This is a genomic window from Pseudescherichia sp., from assembly GCF_031987975.1.
Classification (GTDB): domain Bacteria; phylum Pseudomonadota; class Gammaproteobacteria; order Enterobacterales; family Enterobacteriaceae; genus Pseudescherichia.
This window is the reverse complement of record NZ_DALZYX010000011.1, coordinates 60,943-77,732: the sequence shown is the minus strand read 5'-3', so window position 1 is coordinate 77,732 and position 16,790 is coordinate 60,943. Positions and strand designations below refer to the sequence as shown.

15 protein-coding genes are annotated in these 16,790 nt (G+C 56.8%); 10 read left to right on the top strand and 5 right to left on the bottom strand.

Annotated elements, in window-relative coordinates; all coding sequences use genetic code 11:
• Nucleotides 1-86: 86 nt before the first annotated feature.
• The 3 genes from malG to malE all read right to left on the bottom strand — a co-directional run bounded on the left by malG (nucleotide 87) and on the right by malE (nucleotide 3,800).
• The gene (gene malG, locus RTN40_RS18365; RefSeq protein ID WP_312229725.1) at nucleotides 87-977 is read right to left on the bottom strand and encodes a maltose ABC transporter permease MalG; all 891 of its coding nucleotides are present in this window, start codon (nucleotides 975-977) and stop codon (nucleotides 87-89) included.
• Nucleotides 978-989: 12 nt separating this feature from the next.
• On the bottom strand, nucleotides 990-2,534 hold the full coding sequence (gene malF / locus RTN40_RS18360) for a maltose ABC transporter permease MalF (protein ID WP_312229724.1): 1,545 nt from the start codon (nucleotides 2,532-2,534) through the stop codon (nucleotides 990-992).
• 75 nt (nucleotides 2,535-2,609) lie between these two features.
• On the bottom strand, nucleotides 2,610-3,800 hold the full coding sequence (gene malE, locus RTN40_RS18355) for a maltose/maltodextrin ABC transporter substrate-binding protein MalE (protein ID WP_312229723.1): 1,191 nt from the start codon (nucleotides 3,798-3,800) through the stop codon (nucleotides 2,610-2,612).
• 344 nt (nucleotides 3,801-4,144) lie between these two features.
• Between malE and malK the strand changes: the two genes are divergently transcribed.
• The 5 genes from malK to ubiA all read left to right on the top strand — a co-directional run bounded on the left by malK (nucleotide 4,145) and on the right by ubiA (nucleotide 9,209).
• A complete protein-coding gene (gene malK, locus RTN40_RS18350; protein WP_312229722.1) occupies nucleotides 4,145-5,254 on the top strand; it encodes a maltose/maltodextrin ABC transporter ATP-binding protein MalK in 1,110 nt (369 codons plus the stop codon).
• 45 nt (nucleotides 5,255-5,299) lie between these two features.
• Nucleotides 5,300-6,613, top strand: a complete 1,314-nt coding sequence (locus RTN40_RS18345) for a maltoporin (protein ID WP_312229721.1) — start codon at nucleotides 5,300-5,302, stop codon at nucleotides 6,611-6,613.
• A gap of 125 nt (nucleotides 6,614-6,738) precedes the next feature.
• Nucleotides 6,739-7,713 (top strand): maltose operon protein MalM, encoded by a 975-nt coding sequence (malM, locus tag RTN40_RS18340; protein ID WP_312229720.1) that lies wholly within the window; start codon nucleotides 6,739-6,741, stop codon nucleotides 7,711-7,713.
• 117 nt (nucleotides 7,714-7,830) lie between these two features.
• Nucleotides 7,831-8,337 carry a chorismate lyase gene (gene ubiC, locus RTN40_RS18335; RefSeq protein ID WP_312229719.1) on the top strand — a complete coding sequence of 169 codons (507 nt, stop codon included), beginning with the start codon at nucleotides 7,831-7,833 and terminating at the stop codon, nucleotides 8,335-8,337.
• 2 nt (nucleotides 8,338-8,339) lie between these two features.
• The gene (ubiA, locus tag RTN40_RS18330) at nucleotides 8,340-9,209 is read left to right on the top strand and encodes a 4-hydroxybenzoate octaprenyltransferase (protein WP_312229718.1); all 870 of its coding nucleotides are present in this window, start codon (nucleotides 8,340-8,342) and stop codon (nucleotides 9,207-9,209) included.
• 34 nt (nucleotides 9,210-9,243) lie between these two features.
• Here ubiA and plsB read toward each other — a convergent pair whose 3' ends face one another.
• A complete protein-coding gene (gene plsB / locus RTN40_RS18325; RefSeq protein WP_312229717.1) occupies nucleotides 9,244-11,667 on the bottom strand; it encodes a glycerol-3-phosphate 1-O-acyltransferase PlsB in 2,424 nt (807 codons plus the stop codon).
• Between the two features lie 129 nt (nucleotides 11,668-11,796).
• On the opposite strand from plsB, the gene RTN40_RS18320 reads away from it, so the two are divergent.
• The 3 genes from RTN40_RS18320 to RTN40_RS18310 all read left to right on the top strand — a co-directional run bounded on the left by RTN40_RS18320 (nucleotide 11,797) and on the right by RTN40_RS18310 (nucleotide 13,346).
• Nucleotides 11,797-12,165 (top strand): diacylglycerol kinase, encoded by a 369-nt coding sequence (locus RTN40_RS18320; RefSeq protein WP_312229716.1) that lies wholly within the window; start codon nucleotides 11,797-11,799, stop codon nucleotides 12,163-12,165.
• Between the two features lie 108 nt (nucleotides 12,166-12,273).
• Nucleotides 12,274-12,882, top strand: a complete 609-nt coding sequence (gene lexA, locus RTN40_RS18315) for a transcriptional repressor LexA (protein ID WP_312229715.1) — start codon at nucleotides 12,274-12,276, stop codon at nucleotides 12,880-12,882.
• A gap of 254 nt (nucleotides 12,883-13,136) precedes the next feature.
• Nucleotides 13,137-13,346 carry a CsbD family protein gene (locus RTN40_RS18310; RefSeq protein WP_064324434.1) on the top strand — a complete coding sequence of 70 codons (210 nt, stop codon included), beginning with the start codon at nucleotides 13,137-13,139 and terminating at the stop codon, nucleotides 13,344-13,346.
• Nucleotides 13,347-13,429: 83 nt separating this feature from the next.
• On the opposite strand, the gene zur is transcribed toward RTN40_RS18310, so the two are convergent.
• Nucleotides 13,430-13,945: a zinc uptake transcriptional repressor Zur gene (zur, locus tag RTN40_RS18305; protein ID WP_312229714.1), complete on the bottom strand. Its 516-nt coding sequence runs from the start codon at nucleotides 13,943-13,945 to the stop codon at nucleotides 13,430-13,432.
• A 353-nt stretch (nucleotides 13,946-14,298) separates the two neighbouring features.
• Between zur and RTN40_RS18300 the strand changes: the two genes are divergently transcribed.
• Entirely contained in the window at nucleotides 14,299-15,597 is a 1,299-nt protein-coding gene (locus tag RTN40_RS18300) for a conjugal transfer protein TraF (RefSeq protein ID WP_312229713.1), read from the top strand.
• Nucleotides 15,598-15,699: 102 nt separating this feature from the next.
• Complete coding sequence (gene dusA, locus RTN40_RS18295) at nucleotides 15,700-16,698, top strand: tRNA dihydrouridine(20/20a) synthase DusA (protein ID WP_312229712.1); 999 nt, start codon at nucleotides 15,700-15,702, stop codon at nucleotides 16,696-16,698.
• Nucleotides 16,699-16,790 lie beyond the last annotated feature (92 nt).

Below are 16,790 nucleotides of genomic sequence, written 5' to 3'. Positions count from 1 at the left end.
TCCTGGGAGCGCCAATAACAGTCACGAGTCAAAGTACAAACGGATAGATCAAGGTTGAGGATAACAGTGGCAAAACATGATGAAACCTAGCCTTTCACCCCGCCTGCCGTCAGGCCGTTAACCAGCCAGCGCTGGGCCAGCAGGAAGACAAGGGTAATCGGAATAGCAGAGAGCACCGCCGCCGCGGCAAAATCGCCCCACAGATAGTTTTGCGGGTTGAGATACTGCTGCATGCCCACCGCCAGGGTATAGCTGTTAACGTCGCGCAGCAGCAGCGAGGCCACCGGCACTTCGGTAATGGCGGCGATAAACGACAGAATAAACACCACCGCCAGAATCGGCACCGAGAGCGGCAGCAGGACCAGACGGAACGCCTGCCACGGCGTCGCGCCATCCAGCGAGGCCGCTTCTTCCAGTGAATTATCGATGGTTTCAAAATAACCCTTAATGGTCCAGACATGCAGGGCAATGCCGCCCAGATAGGCGAAGATCACCCCACCGTGGGTGTTGAGACCGATAAAGGGCACGTACTGGCCGAGGCGATCGAACAGGGCATAGAGCGCCACCAGGGAGAGCACCGCCGGGAACATCTGGAAAATCAGCATCCCTTTCAGCAGCGACGACTTACCGGTAAAGCGCATGCGGGCAAACGCGTAGGCGCAGGTGGTAGAGAGCACTACGATGCCCACCGCCGTGATGCCAGCGATTTTGACCGAGTTCCACAGCCACAGCAGCACCGGGAAGGGGGGCGGGGTAACGCGGCCATCCGCATGTTCAACGCTGAAGCCCAGCGCCAGACGCCAGTGCTCCCAGGAGATCTGGTCCGGGATCAGGCTGCCGGTTGCGAAATTACCGGGGCGCAGTGAGATGGCAATAACCATCAGCAGCGGGAACATGATCGCCGCGATAAAAATTAGCAGGCCGGCGTGAGTCGCAAATAGACGTAGCTTTTGAGATTTGGGTTGTACCATAGCCATAATCTCTCTCCCTTAATCAAATTTCATGCGCGTGGCTTTCAGGTTCACAATCGCCAGCGCACCCACCAGCAGGAAGATCAGCGTGGCAATGGCCGCTGCGAGGCCGAAATCCTGTCCGCCGCCGCCTTCAAAGGCGATGCGGTAGGTATAGCTCACCAGCAGATCGGTATAGCCGGCGGGGGTGGTTGTCCCCAGGCGATCCGGACCACCGTTGGTCAGAAGCTGGATCAGCACGAAGTTGTTAAAGTTAAATGCAAAGCTGGCGATCATCAGCGGCGTGAGCGGCACGACCAGCAGCGGCAGGGTAATGCGGAAGAAGTTCTGCATCGGTCCCGCACCGTCCATTGCCGAGGCTTCATAGAGATCGTCAGGGATCGCTTTTAGCAGGCCCATGCAGAGGATCATCATGTAGGGGTAGCCGAGCCAGGTGTTAACGATCACCACCATCGCCCGGGCGGTGGTCGGGTCGCTAAACCAGGCGGGCTTGGCACCAAACAGCGCCCCCAGCATCATGTTGATCTCCCCGAAGCTCTGGTTAAACAGCCCCTTAAAGATCAAGATTGAGATGAACGACGGTACGGCATAGGGCAGGATCAGCAGCACGCGGTAGATGGCCTTGCCGCGCAGCGCCTCCCACTGCACCAGACACGCCAGCACCATGCCGACGGCCACGGTCAGCACCACCGTCAGCAGCGAGAAGACCACGGTCCAGACGAAAATCGCCAGGAACGGCTTCTGGATGCCCTCATCGGTGAAGACACGCATAAAGTTGTCCCAGCCGATGGTCACGGTATAGCCCGGGCTGAGGCGCTCGCTTTCCCAGCCGCCGTCGGCGTTGACGGCCTGATAGAAACCGACATCGTTATTGGGACGGTATTGAACGCCGCTCTGGTTATTGGTGAGCGTGCCGTCGTCGGCGAGGGTATAGAGCGGGCGCGTGCCGGAGAACTGGCGCAGGGAACTCATTACCACGTGGCTCTCATCCGGCAGCACGGCGGTGAGCTGCGTCAGCGCCTGGCGCTGCTGGGTAATCACGCGCAGGTTGGCGCGTTCACCCGCAGGCAGGGCCGCCGCCTCTTTCAGAGGCAAGGTCTGCTCGCCACCGGGCGTAAAAGGTTCCGAAACGTAATGCTTGTCGCTCTCACCGTCGGTCAGCACTAGCTGCCATTTATTTTCTGCCGGGTAGAGGCCAAAGTTAAAGGTCTTGCCCGCCTGATAAACGCGATCCATCAGCACGTCGCGCACGCGCTCCTGCGCCAGCTGGTTAGTGCTGCTGTAGTTAGTGAAAGCGATAGCGATGGTGCAGATCAGCGGAAAGAGAACAAACAGGCCCATCCCGGCGAGACCAGGGTAGACATAGCGCCAGGCGTAGGCTTTACGATTGGCAAAAATATAGAGGCCAATCGAGCTTAAGATCAGCGTCGTAATGGCAAACAGGTACTCTCCCTGGGCGTACATCAAAACAACAAGATAGCCCACCAGCAGCCCAAGCAGGGCGATCGCCGACCACTTCAGCGTGTTGCTTTGCCACCAGGCACTCTTTTTAACGACATCCATGAGACACTTCCTCAACAACCGTGGAAAACATTGTCAGTTGTAGGGCGGGTAGCAATGCGCCACCCGCCATTGTTATTACTTGGTAATACGTCCCTGGGCATCTTTCAGCGCCGCATCCACGGTCTGGCGACCGCTGGCAGCGTTGATCACCGCCGTACGTACCGCGTACCAGAAGGCAGCCATCTGCGGAACGTTCGGCATGATTTCGCCCTTCTCGGCGTTGCTCATGGTGGCAGCAATGCGTGGATCCTTCGCCAGCGTCTCCTGGAAGGATTTCAGCGCCACGGCACCCAGCGGCTTATCTTTATTAACCGCGTCCAGACCCTGATCGGTCAGCAGGTAGTTCTCAATGAACTCTTTCGCCAGCTCTTTGTTCGGGCTGGCGGCGTTGATACCTGCACTCAGCACGCCCACGAACGGTTTCGACGGCTTGCCCTTGAAGGTCGGCAGCAGCGTCACGCCGTAGTTCACCTTGCTCTTGTCGATGTTTGACCACGCCCACGGACCGTTGATGGTCATCGCGGTTTCGCCTTTATTAAAGGCGGCTTCAGCGATGGAGTAGTCGGTGTCCGCATTCATCTGTTTATTCTTGATCAGATCAACCAGGAAGTTCAGGCCCGCTCTCGCCCCGGCGTTGTCCACGCCCACGTCCTTCACGTCATACTTGCCGTCGGCAAGCTTAAAGGCGTAACCACCGTCAGCGGCGATCAGCGGCCAGGTGAAGTACGGCTCCTGCAGGTTAAACATCAGCGCGCTCTTGCCTTTCGCTTTCAGCTCTTTATCGAGAGCCGGGATCTCTTCCCAGGTTTTTGGCGGGTTTGGCACCAGGTCTTTGTTATAGATCAGCGACAGGGCTTCAACGGAGATCGGATAGGCGATCAGCTTGCCGTTGTAGCGCACCGCATCCCAGGTGAACGGGAACAGCTTGTCCTGGAAGGCTTTGTCCGGGGTGATTTCTGCCAGCAGGCCAGACTGGGCATAGCCACCAAAACGGTCATGCGCCCAAAGGATAATATCCGGGCCGTCACCGGTCGCCGCCACCTGCGGGTATTTCTCCTCCAGCTTATCCGGATGCTCAACGGTGACCTTAATCCCGGTATCCTTCTCGAATTTCTGGCCGACTTCTGCAAGGCCGTTATAGCCTTTGTCGCCGTTGATCCAGATCACCAGCTTGCCTTCTTCAATTTTGGCGAGGGCCGAGGCGGAAAACATCATCGTCGTCAGCGCGGAGAGCGCAAGAATGCGAGCGCCAGTTTTCATGTTCATAAATCCCGTCCTTTAGGTAGCGATAAATTGACGCCTATCAGTCTCCTGGTTTGACAAGCGCTTCTCATCCTCCCCCGGCCTACGCCCTGCCACCGCGATGTGTGATCTTTGTTACATAAAACAGAGTTATGCGTACCGGCGCACACAAAAGTACCGCAATTTTTGCAGGCGGCATCACGAAAATCGCCCGCAGCCCGCTGCCCCGGTGGCAGAGCAGGGCCGCTCATCCTCCCGTCTCCTCCCCCATAAAAAACCGGGGGGCGGAGGATTCGCCTGACTTATACATCACGCATAGTCACTGCAACTGAATGTTTCAGGGTTGTAACGAAGGAAGGGAGAAGGGCATGGCGAGCGTGCAGCTGCGGAATGTGACGAAGGCCTGGGGCGACGTGGTGGTGTCAAAAGACATCAATCTCGATATCGAGGAAGGGGAGTTCGTGGTCTTTGTTGGACCGTCAGGCTGCGGAAAATCGACCCTGCTGCGCATGATCGCCGGGCTGGAAACCATCACCAGCGGTGACTTAATGATTGGCGACACGCGAATGAACGAGATCCCCCCTGCGGATCGCGGCGTTGGCATGGTGTTCCAGTCCTATGCGCTCTATCCCCATCTTTCGGTCGCAGAAAATATGTCGTTCGGCCTCAAGCTGGCTGGCGCAAAGAAAGAGGTGATTAACCAGCGCGTAACCCAGGTCGCTGAAGTGTTACAGCTGGGCCATCTGCTGGATCGCAAGCCGAAAGCGCTCTCCGGGGGCCAGCGCCAGCGCGTGGCCATTGGCCGTACGCTGGTGGCGGAGCCGCGCGTTTTCCTGCTCGATGAGCCGCTCTCAAACCTTGATGCGGCGCTGCGCGTGCAGATGCGGATTGAGATCTCCCGCCTGCACAAGCGTCTCGGGCGCACGATGATCTACGTCACCCACGATCAGGTGGAGGCGATGACGCTGGCAGACAAGATTGTGGTGCTGGACGCCGGGCGTGTGGCGCAGATTGGCAAGCCGCTGGAGCTTTATCACTACCCGGCAGACCGTTTTGTCGCGGGCTTTATCGGCTCGCCGAAGATGAACTTCCTGCCGGTTAAGGTGACCGCCACGGCTATTGAACAGGTGCAGGTGGAGTTGCCGAACCGTCAGCAGGTCTGGCTTCCGGTAGACAGCGCCAACGTGCAGGTGGGCGCAAATATGTCGCTTGGCATCCGTCCCGAGCATCTGCTGCCCAGCGACATTGCCGATGTCACGCTGGAGGGACAGGTACAGGTTGTAGAGCAGTTGGGTCACGAAACACAAATTCATATCCAGATCCCCGCCATCCGTCAAAACCTGGTTTACCGCCAGGGAGACGTGGTGTTGGTAGAAGAGGGTGCCACATTCGCTATCGGCTTGCCGCCGGAGCGCTGCCATCTGTTCCGTGAGGACGGCAGCGCCTGTCGGAGACTGCATCAGGAGCCTGGCGTTTAAGCATTCCCATTACAAAGAAAAGCAAGCAAAGCTTCAGGAGATAGAATGATGATTACTCTGCGCAAACTCCCTCTGGCCGTCGCCATAGCAGCAGGCGTGATGGCTGCCCAGGCGGGTGCTGTTGATTTCAAAGGCTACGCACGTTCCGGCATCGGCTGGACCGGTAGCGGCGGCCCGCAAGAGTGTTTCCAGGCAACCGGGGCTCAAAGTAAATACCGTCTTGGTAACGAATGTGAAACCTATGCTGAATTAAAACTGGGCCAGGAAGTGTGGAAAGAGGGCGATAAGAGCTTCTACTTCGACACTAACGTCGCCTACTCTGTTTCCCAGCAGAACGACTGGGAAGCCACCAGCCCGGCCTTCCGTGAAGCCAACGTTCAGGGTAAAAACCTGATCGAGGCGCTGCCAGGCTCGACCATCTGGGCAGGTAAACGCTTCTACCAGCGTCATGACGTCCACATGATCGACTTCTACTACTGGGATATCTCCGGCCCGGGTGCAGGTATCGAAAACATCGATCTCGGCTTCGGTAAACTCTCTCTGGCGGGCACCCGTTCGTCTGAGTCCGGCGGCTCCTCCACCTTCGCCGATCGCGATCCGATTACCGGCGAGCGTACCTATGACAATATCGTGCCGAACGACGTCTTTGACGTGCGTTTAGCCGGTCTGGAAGTTAACCCAGGCGGCACCCTGGAGTTTGGCGTGGACTACGGTCACACCAACCTGCCGGATGACTACTACCTGCAGCCAAACGCCAGTAAAGATGGCTGGCTGTTCACCGGTGAGCATGTGCAGACCATCGGCACCGGCTTCAACAAGTTCATCGTCCAGTACGCAACCGACTCGATGACCTCGAACGGTAAAGGCATTCCGCAGGGCGCTCAGCTGAACAATGACGGCCACCTGCTGCGCTTTATCGACCACGGCTCTATCTCGATGGGCGACCGCTGGGACATGATGTACGTCGGTATGTACCAGGATATCGATCTGGATAACGGCAACGGCACCCGCTGGTGGACCGTGGGCGTGCGTCCGATGTTCAAATGGACTCCGATCATGAGCACCCTGCTGGAAGTGGGCTATGACAACGTGAAGTCTCAGCGTACTGACTCCACCAACGACCAGGTCAAAGTGACCCTGGCCCAGCAGTGGCAGGCAGGCGACAGCATCTGGTCCCGTCCGGCGCTGCGCGTATTCGCGACCTACGCCAAGTGGGATGAGTCCTTCGGCTTCGCTAACAACAATGATGGTCCGGCTTACACCACCGGTTATGCCTATCAGGATACCTCCGCACGTACCTTCAGCCGCGGCGATGATGACGAGTGGACCTTCGGTGCCCAGATGGAAATCTGGTGGTAAGACAGCATTGATTTAACGCAGTACCAGAGAGGGGCTTCGGCCCCTCTTACTCAGTAAAGATCCATCTCTGACGCGGCGCGCTATTGCCTGGCTACCATCCCGTCATCTCTACAGAGGTCACTATAATGAAAATGAAAAAAACGCTTCTCGCGCTCTGCCTCGGTGCAGGGCTGCTCGCCTGTGTGCCCGCAGTCAGCTTCGCTGACGTGAATCTGGTTCCGCAGGATACCTCAGCCGCACCGGCTATCCCAACAGGTGCACTCCAGCAGCTCGCCTGGACGCCGGTGGCTAACTCACAAACTCAGACCACCAACCTGGCAACGGCAGGTCAGACCCTGAACGTGCCCGGCATTACCGGTAAAGTGGCGGCCTACAGCGTGCCGGCCAATATCGGTGAATTAACCATTACCCTGACCAGCGTCGCGGATAAGCAAAAATCGATCTTTGCGCCTAACGTGCTGGTGCTGGATCAAAACCTGACTCCTGCCGCGTGGTTCCCGAGCAGCTACTTCACTTATCAGGAGCCGGGCGTGATGTCCGCCGACCGTCTGGAAGGGATCGTCAAGCTGACCCCCGCGCTGGGCCAGCAAAAAATCTATCTGCTGGTCTTCACTACCCCGGAAGATTTGCAGCGGACCACCACCATGATCAACCCGGCGAAAGCCTATGCGAAAGGGGTGGGTAACGCAGTACCGGATATTCCGGACCCGCAGGCGCGCCATACGCCGGACGGCACGGTGAAACTCAAAGTTAGCACCAACTCCGCGTCGAGCATTCTGGTCGGGCCGATCTTTGGCTCATCCGGCCATGCGGCCGTGACCGTGGGCAACACTGCCGCACCGGCAACGGCCTATAGCGCCCCGGCGGCTGCACCTGCACCTGCGCCAGCTCCAGCAGCAGCGCCTGCTCCGGCTCCGGCCCCAGCAGCGAAGCGTGAGCCGGTGCTGAACGATACAGAAAACTACTTTAACGAAGGTATTAAACAGGCCGTTGCCAGCGGCAATATCGATAAGGCGCTGAAGCTATTGAACGAGGCTGAAAGCCTGGGCTCCACCTCTGCCCGCGCTACGTTTATCAGCAGTGTAAAAGGCAAGGGGTAACCGTTTCCCCACAATGCTGATTTTGTCCGCTTGGTGCACCTTCACCGGTGCACCCTTTTTCCCGATCTGCCTGTTCTGCGATACACTGTTGCTACGTTATGTACCGGAGAGTAAGGCATGCCACACCCTGCGCTAACGCAACTGCGCGCGCTGCGCTATTTTGACGCAATCCCCGCACTTGAACCGCACCTGCTTGACTGGCTACTGCTGGAAGACTCAATGACCAAGCGTTTTGAGCAGCAGGGTTGCCAGGTGAGTGTTACGCTCATAAGAGAAGCGTTCGTCACCGCCGATGAGGTGCCGGAAGAGCGCCCGCTGCTGCCTGAGGCATCGCGCTACTGGCTGCGGGAGATCCTGCTCTGTGCCGATGGCGAGCCGTGGCTGGCCGGGCGTACGGTGGTGCCGGAATCGACCCTGTCCGGTCCTGAGCTGGCATTACAGCGGTTAGGCAATACGCCGCTGGGGCGCTATCTCTTTACCTCATCAACCCTGACCCGTGATTTTATTGAAATAGGCCGTCACGCCGAACTCTGGGGACGCCGCTCCCGGCTACGCCTCGGCGGCAAGCCGCTGCTGCTGACGGAGCTTTTTTTGCCTGCATCACCGCTGTATCGAGAGGAGTAGAAATGGAGTGGAGTCTTACGCAGGGTAAGCTGCTGGCTTATCACCGCTTAATGCGCACGGACAAGCCAATTGGTGCGCTGCTGTTGCTGTGGCCCACCCTGTGGGCGCTATGGGTGGCGACGCCGGGCGTGCCGCCGCTGGGGATCCTCGCGGTGTTTATCGCCGGGGTCTGGCTGATGCGCGCCGCAGGCTGCGTGGTGAACGACTACGCCGATCGCAAATTTGACGGCCACGTGAAGCGCACCGCCAACCGGCCGCTGCCGAGTGGCGCGGTGAGCGAAAAAGAGGCGCGTAACCTGTTTGTTGTGCTGGTGCTGATCGCCTTTGTACTGGTACTCACGCTAAACCTGATGACCATCCTGCTGTCGGTGGCGGCGCTGGCGCTGGCCTGGACCTACCCCTTTATGAAGCGCTATACCCACCTGCCGCAGGTGGTGCTGGGAGCCGCCTTTGGCTGGTCGATTCCGATGGCCTTTGCTGCCGTCAGCGAGTCGGTACCGCTGAGCTGCTGGCTAATGTTCTTTGCCAACATCCTGTGGGCGGTGGCCTACGATACGCTGTATGCAATGGTGGATCGGGATGACGACGTCAAGATTGGTATTAAATCGACGGCGATTCTTTTTGGACGGCACGATAAGCTGATCGTCGGCATTTTGCAGGTGCTGGTGCTGGTGCTGATGGCGGCGGTGGGCTGGCTGAACGGGCTGGGCTGGCCTTTCTATGCCTCGATCGCGGTGGCCGGGGCGCTGTTTGTCTGGCAGCAGAAGATGATTGTGCATCGCGATCGCGACGCCTGCTTTAAAGCCTTCCTCAATAATAACTACGTTGGTCTGGCGCTATTTGTCGGGCTGGCGGTGAGCTATCTACCCTAAAAAATAGGCCCGGCAAGCTTGCCGGGCCTCACTATTACGCTTCCGCCTGCGTTGCGCTCTCAATGGTCAATCGCACGTCAGGCGTCACCAGATCCGCCAGCAGGAGATAGACCTGCATGGTTTTAGCCGGATCGGCATCTCCCGTATCACTGATATAGCCTTCATCGCGCAGGGTCAGCACCAGGGTACTAAACACCGCCTTATCGAAGAACTCCGGGGCGTTGATCCCGTGCAGCACCGACAGACGCTGGGCCAGGGTACGGCTCTCTTTCTCCAGCGTTCCACGGTTAATGGCCGGGTTAGCGCTCAGCAGCCAGAAGGTAATGGCATAGCGCTGCAGCGTCTCGCGCGCGCCAGCCGCCAGCAGCTGTAGAGTGCGTGAGCGCTGCGGGTTGAGATACAGACGGTCGTCTTTATCCACCAGCAGGCCCTGGCGCACCATCTCGGCGATCAGCGCGTTCAGCACCTCCGGCAGCTCGCTGTTATCCCAGCGCAGGAACAGCTCCGCTTTCAGCATCGGATAGAGCACATCAACGTGGCGCAGCAGCTCTTCGCGAGAGATCTGGCGATGCTGGGTCACGATAGCCGCCATCAGCGAAGGCAGGACCAGCATATGCGCGATGTTGTTGCGGTAGTAAGTCATCAGCACCGCCTGCTCGCGCGGCAGAATGATGATGTCACCGATGGTATCTTTCTCTACCTCAAACTTGTTCATCTGCAGCGCGTGGGCGATCAGCTCGCTGGCGCTCGCCGTTGGGGCGGTGGCGTCAGGGGAGTAGGGCACGTTGCGCAGCAGATCGAGGTAGCAGTCCAGCTGCTCGGTTAGCTGCTCGCGGGTCAGCGAGCGCTGGCGCGAAGCCAGCAGCGCGGTACAGCAGAGGTTCATGGCGTTTGCCGCGCCCGCGTTGTTAATACGTACCATCAGATCGGCGGCGATGGTATTCACGGTCGGCGTCAGCCAGGCCGGGCGTATCGCCTCAATGGGGTCGATCGACTCGCGCCACTCCGGCACGTGCTGGTTGAGATAGTTCATCAGCGGCAGCGGCTCACCGAAGTTAACGTAGCCCTGGCCGAGGTTACGCAGCTTGCTCAGGCCGCGCAGCATCTGGAAGACGTTCTCTTTCTCTTTGGTCGCACCGCGCAGCTCTTTGGCGTAGGTTCCTACCTCCATCACGTGCTCGTAGCCGATATAGATCGGTACCAGGGTAATAGGACGGGTGCCGCCGCGCAGCATGGCCTGCAGGGTCATCGACAGGGTACCGGTTTTCGGATCCAGCAGGCGGCCCGTACGCGAGCGCCCGCCCTCAACAAAGTACTCGACGGAGTAGCCGCGGCTGAACAGCTCGCCCAGATACTCCCGGAACACCGTAGAGTAAAGCTTATTGCCCTTGAAGGTACGGCGAATAAAGAACGCCCCGAGACGGCGGAAAATCGGTCCGGCTGGCCAGAAGTTGAGGTTGATCCCCGCAGCAATATGCGGCGGTACCAGCCCCTGGTGATAAAGGACGTAAGAGAGCAGCATGTAGTCCATGTGGCTACGGTGGCAGGGCACGTAGACAATCTCATGGCCATCGTGCGCCAGCTGGCGTACCCGCTCGGCATTATGCACATTGATCCCCTGATAAAGCCGGTTCCAGGTAAAGCCCAGGATACGGTCGGTCAGGCGGATCATCTCATAGGAAAAGTTAGCGGCAATCTCTTCCATCAGCGCAATAGCGTTCTGCTGCGCTTTCTCGTGAGAGATTTTTTTACTGCGCGCTTCGTCTTCGACCGCGCGGGCGATCGCTTTTGATGCCAGCAGCTTATTGAAGAGATCCTGACGCGCCGGCAGGCGTGGCCCCACGGCGGCGAGGCGCTGGCGGGCAAAGTGCATGCGCGCTACGCGAGCCAGCTTTTGGGCGATAATTTTGTCCGTACCGTGCTCGGTGGCCATCCGGCGCAGGGAGACCGGTGGGGAGAAGCGCACAAAGCTATCGCGACCCAGCCAGGAGACGGCAAAGAACTTCTGGATACCGTTCAGCATGCGCAGCGGCGGGTTAACTTCGCCTTTTTCGCGCCCCGGTGAGCGGCCAAACATCACCGAGACCGGCACCATCTGCACGTCCAGATCCGGATGGTTACGGTGGAGGTCCAGATAGTCATGGAACAGCTTAATAGACTCTTCTTTTGGCGTGTACCAGCTAAAGACACGCGGGCCGCTATGAATAAAGATGTAGCGCGGCAGCAGCGCGCCGTCGATCTCCAGCGGTTCAAGCGGATCGGGCAGCTCGTGCGCCAGGCATTGGGCACGCAGCGTCAGTAAGTCTGCCTTCGAGTTATAAGGCAAAACGTACATAATAGGGCGTGAGGTATCGAGTCCAGGTTCCTGGGCAGGTTCTGCCGGAATCGACTTGCTTTTTACCAACACGCTTAATGGTAAATTCAGTAATTTGTAGTAAATTCGTGGCCAGCCGGACATAAACAATGTGAAGCCTCTGGTTAATAATGCCATTGCGCCGCAAGAATATCAGAAAGCGCGCAGAATATCTTTTGTACCTCGGTACGCTCGCATAGACATTGACGATAATTACGTAAAAAGGTTCTTTTGATGGCCAATAATACCACTGGTTTAACGCGAATCATTAAAGCAGCAGGCTACTCATGGAAGGGTGTTCGCGCTGCGTGGCTCAACGAAGCCGCTTTCCGCCAGGAGTCCGTGGCGGTGATCCTGGCCATTGTCATTGCCTGCTGGCTTGACGTAGATGCCATTACCCGCGTGTTGCTGATTGGTTCCGTGGTGCTGGTAATGATAGTGGAGATCCTGAACAGCGCGATCGAGGCGGTTGTAGACCGTATCGGGACTGATTTTCATGAGCTTTCCGGGCGGGCAAAAGACATGGGATCGGCGGCGGTGCTGATGTCCATTCTGTTAGCTCTGGCGACCTGGGGCATCCTGCTCTGGTCATATTACCGCTAGGGTACGCAAAATCGGCCTTGCGGGGCGGATTTGCTCAAAATTTGGTTTCAAAAACGGTTTTTGCTGTATATACTCACAGCATAACTGTATATACACCCAGGGGGCGGGATGAAAGCGTTAACAGCCAGGCAGCAAGAGGTGTTTGATCTCATTCGCGATCACATCAGCCAGACCGGCATGCCGCCGACGCGTGCTGAAATTGCGCAGCGTTTGGGATTCCGTTCGCCAAACGCGGCGGAAGAACACCTGAAGGCGCTGGCACGAAAAGGCGCTATTGAGATTGTTTCCGGCGCATCGCGCGGGATTCGCCTGTTGCAGGAAGAAGAGGATGGCCTGCCGCTGATTGGCCGCGTGGCTGCCGGTGAGCCTCTGTTGGCACAGCAGCATATTGAAGGCCATTACCAGGTCGATCCATCACTGTTCAAGCCCAGCGCCGATTTCCTGCTGCGGGTAAGTGGGATGTCGATGAAAGATATCGGCATCATGGATGGCGATCTGCTGGCGGTGCACAAAACCCAGGAAGCGCGTAACGGCCAGGTGATCGTGGCGCGTATTGACGATGAAGTGACGGTAAAGCGGCTGAAAAAGCAGGGTAATACCGTGCAGCTGCTGCCGGAAAACAGCGACTTCGAGCCTATTGTTGTTGACCTGCGTCAGCAGAACTTCAGCATTGAAGGGCTGGCGGTGGGCGTCATTCGCAACGGCGAGTGGCTGTAACATCGTATAAGTGCTTGTGGCAGTGAGCTTTAAACTGCCACAGCGCTTAATCTCTTTTTTATTCCTGCCTTTTTCATCTCTTTTTAGCCTCATCTTCCTGTTGTTTGTTTACGCCTGCATGGTTAAATATTCCGAATAATCCCCACGTTAGAAAATCCTTAACTACAATTATTATCACGTTCAGCAGATAGCGAACGTAACGAAGGACCAACGAATATTGCTATTCAACACCGAACGATGATGAGGATACCATTATGAATAAAGACGAAGTCGGCGGTAACTGGAAACAGTTCAAAGGTAAAGCGAAAGAGCAATGGGGTAAATTAACGGACGATGATATGACCGTTATCGAAGGTAAACGTGACCAGCTGGTGGGTAAAATCCAGGAACGTTACGGTTATCAGAAAGACCAGGCCGAGAAAGAAGTTGGCGAATGGGAAACCCGTAACGACTATCGCTGGTAATCACGTTAAATCAACAGCTTGACTACCCTGCCCGACGGTACAAGGACGTACCGACTCTACCCGATTCACTCCAGATTTTTAGCCTAACGTGGCTTTTTCTTCACTAAAATGCTGTGATCGTGCTGACAAGTGCCCTGATGACGGCAGGCTTCAACTTCTGAACACTCTGCACAAAGCCCATGCGCTTCTATAACGTTATGACGCAGCGCAAATCCCATCTTTGCTGCCAGGCCATGCATAATATCTTCCACGCCCTCTGCCGCTTCCTCTTTCACCACGCCACAACGATCGCAGATGAACATTGCCGACGTATGGGTAGGCTGATCGAAGAGGTGACATAGCACGTAGCTATTAGTTGACTCGACCTTGTGAACGAACCCCTGCTCTAGCAGAAAGTCCAGAGCGCGGTATACCGTAGGCGGCTTAGCCTGCGGCTCCGAAGCGCGCAGCAGATCGAGCAGATCGTAGGCGCTGATTGCACCCTGCTGGAGGCTCATCAGGCGCAGAACCTCAAGACGCTGCGGGGTCAGGCGCACGTTGCGCTGCGCGCACAGCGTTTCAGCCTGTGCCAGCATCTGCTGCGAAGTGGTCTTATCCATAGGGCATCCTCAGGTTACGTGATGTAATAACGTTGAAACCGCTACTTTACCATATTCCGCAGCAAACGCCGAGATCCGGGCGATGCTTACGCACTCAGTGCGGATCGCAACTCTGGCATTTACCTGAAAATTTCGTTACGCGCTCAGAAAACCTTCCCGAAACGATTTTCCTCCTCTATAAGTAAATAGCGTTTATAAAAAGACGCAGTTTGTTACCAATAAATATATCCTCATGCGGCAAAAAAAATGAAATAGCCGCAATTAGCATCGCTTTTCACAGCAATAGTTCACCTCTCGCCAGGCGATAACTGGCAGGGCATAAATCGACCTTTGATCAATAAGACGGGCATACTGTGAAAAAAATTTTTAAACTTTCAGTGGTAACACTTGCGGTCTCTTTTGGGGTAGTCACTCAGGCTGGGGCTGCTAATACTTGGGCAGAAGCACGTAGCGATGCTATGGGCGGAACCGGGGTAGCCTCCGCCAGCTACGGCAGCGGCGTACTGATTAACCCGGCGCTGCTGGCCAAGGCTAAACCGGAGGATAACGTAACGGTTATCCTGCCGAGCGTACGGGCGCAGATTAGCGACAAGGATAATTTGCAGGACGAAATCGATGATATCAGCGATAAGGTTGACTATTACGATGACGTTATTGATAACCTGACCTTTGCCCAGTTCATTACCAACCCAACGGGAACAATTAATCAGGTGCGCGGTGCAGCAACCGATTTAGCCGATGAGCTGGAGTATCTCGACGGCAAAACCGCACGCGCCAATGCGGGAGCCGGTATTGCGGTAAGCATTCCTAACGATGTGCTGTCATTTGCTTTCGTGGCAAAGGCTTATGCTCACGCTCGGGTCAGCTCCAACATCGATCAGCAGGATATTGACTACTTGCGCGGCGATCGGATTGTTGCGGATGCTGGACTTGTTGCCATTGGAAGCAGCTCGGATATCATCACTCGTAACCTCAACTCCACCGCCTCCGGACGGGCGGCTATTGTTTCCGACTACGGCGTGGCCGTAGCGCACCAGTTCCAGTTTGGTGACGTGCCTGTCTCAATCGGCGTGACGCCGAAGTTGCAAAAAACCTGGCTGTTCAACTATACCACTTCCATCTACGACTACGACAGCAGCGACTTCAACAGCAGCCGCTACCGTAACGACGATACCGGCTTCAACGTTGACGCCGGTATTGCCGCTGACTTTGGCGATAACTGGACGGTGGGCCTGAGTGGGCAGAACCTGATCTCCCGCGATATCGATACCAAAGATATCCAGATCCGCGATGGCCGTACTCAGGAAGTTCGCAACTATAAAGATACCTACCAGATAAGCCCGGTAGTTACCGCTGGCCTGGCCTGGCATACAGATCTGGTTACTCTGAGCGCCGACGGCGATCTGACCGAAACCAAAGGTTTCAAAAGTGAAGAGGCTTCCCAGTATGTTGGCGTCGGTGCCGAGGTGCGTCCGCTCGACTGGCTGGCTGTTCGGGCGGGCTATCGCGCCGATGTGAAAGGGGACGACAGCAATGTTGCTACCGCCGGTATCGGTTTTGCGCCGTTTAACCGCGTCCACGTTGACCTGATGGGCCTGTATGGCGAAGATGAAACCTGGGGCGCAGGCGCGCAGCTTAGCCTGACGTTCTGATGATTAACCCGCCGAAGGCGCAATGCCTCCGGCGGGCTGTTCAGGCTAAATGAGTATGCTATAGTAGCGCCCCTTTTCCATTTTGATGAAAAAACGTACGCTATGCCGCCAGTCACGCCCGCTACCGCCTTCGCCGCCCACCGCTTCTCCATCGCGCCCATGCTCGACTGGACCGACCGCCACTGTCGCTATTTCCTGCGCCTGCTGTCGCGGGAGACGCTACTCTATACCGAGATGGTGACTACCGGGGCGATTATTCATGGCAAAGGCGACTACCTGGCCTACAGCGAAGAAGAACATCCCGTGGCGCTTCAGCTAGGCGGCAGCGATCCGGCGCAGCTGGCCCACTGTGCGAAGCTGGCAGAAGCCCGCGGCTACGATGAGATCAACCTTAACGTCGGCTGCCCGTCCGATCGCGTGCAGAACGGCATGTTCGGGGCCTGCCTGATGGGCAATGCGCAACTGGTGGCGGACTGCATCAAAGCCATGCGCGATGTGGTCTCCATCCCGGTGACGGTGAAAACCCGTATCGGCATTGACGATCAGGATAGCTACGCGTTTCTCTGCGACTTTATTGATACCGTTTCCGGCAAAGGCGAGTGTGAAACGTTTATTATCCATGCCCGTAAAGCCTGGCTCTCTGGTCTCAGCCCAAAAGAGAACCGCGAGATCCCGCCCCTGGATTATCCGCGTGTCTATCAGCTTAAGCGCGACTTCCCTCATCTGACCATGTCGATCAACGGCGGCATCAAATCGCTTGAGGAGGCGAAGACGCACCTTGAGCATATGGATGGGGTAATGGTGGGGCGCGAGGCGTATCAAAATCCAGGCATTCTGGCCGCGGTTGACCGTGAGATTTTTGGTGTCGAGCGTGACGATGCCGATCCGGTTGCGGTGGTGCGCGCCATGTATCCTTACATTGAGCGCGAGCTGAGCAACGGAGCCTATCTCGGTCATATTACCCGCCATATGCTCGGGCTTTTCCAGGGCGTTCCCGGTGCGCGCCAGTGGCGTCGCTACCTGAGTGAAAACGCCCATAAGGCTGGGGCAGATATTAATGTCCTGGAGCAGGCACTAAAGTTGGTAGCTGATAAGCGTTAGCAAATCCGCTAAAAGTTAGCTAAATTCACCACGCCTCGCAGCCCTCTGCGGGGCGTTTTGTTTTATTATCAATAGATTACAATCTGGCACGT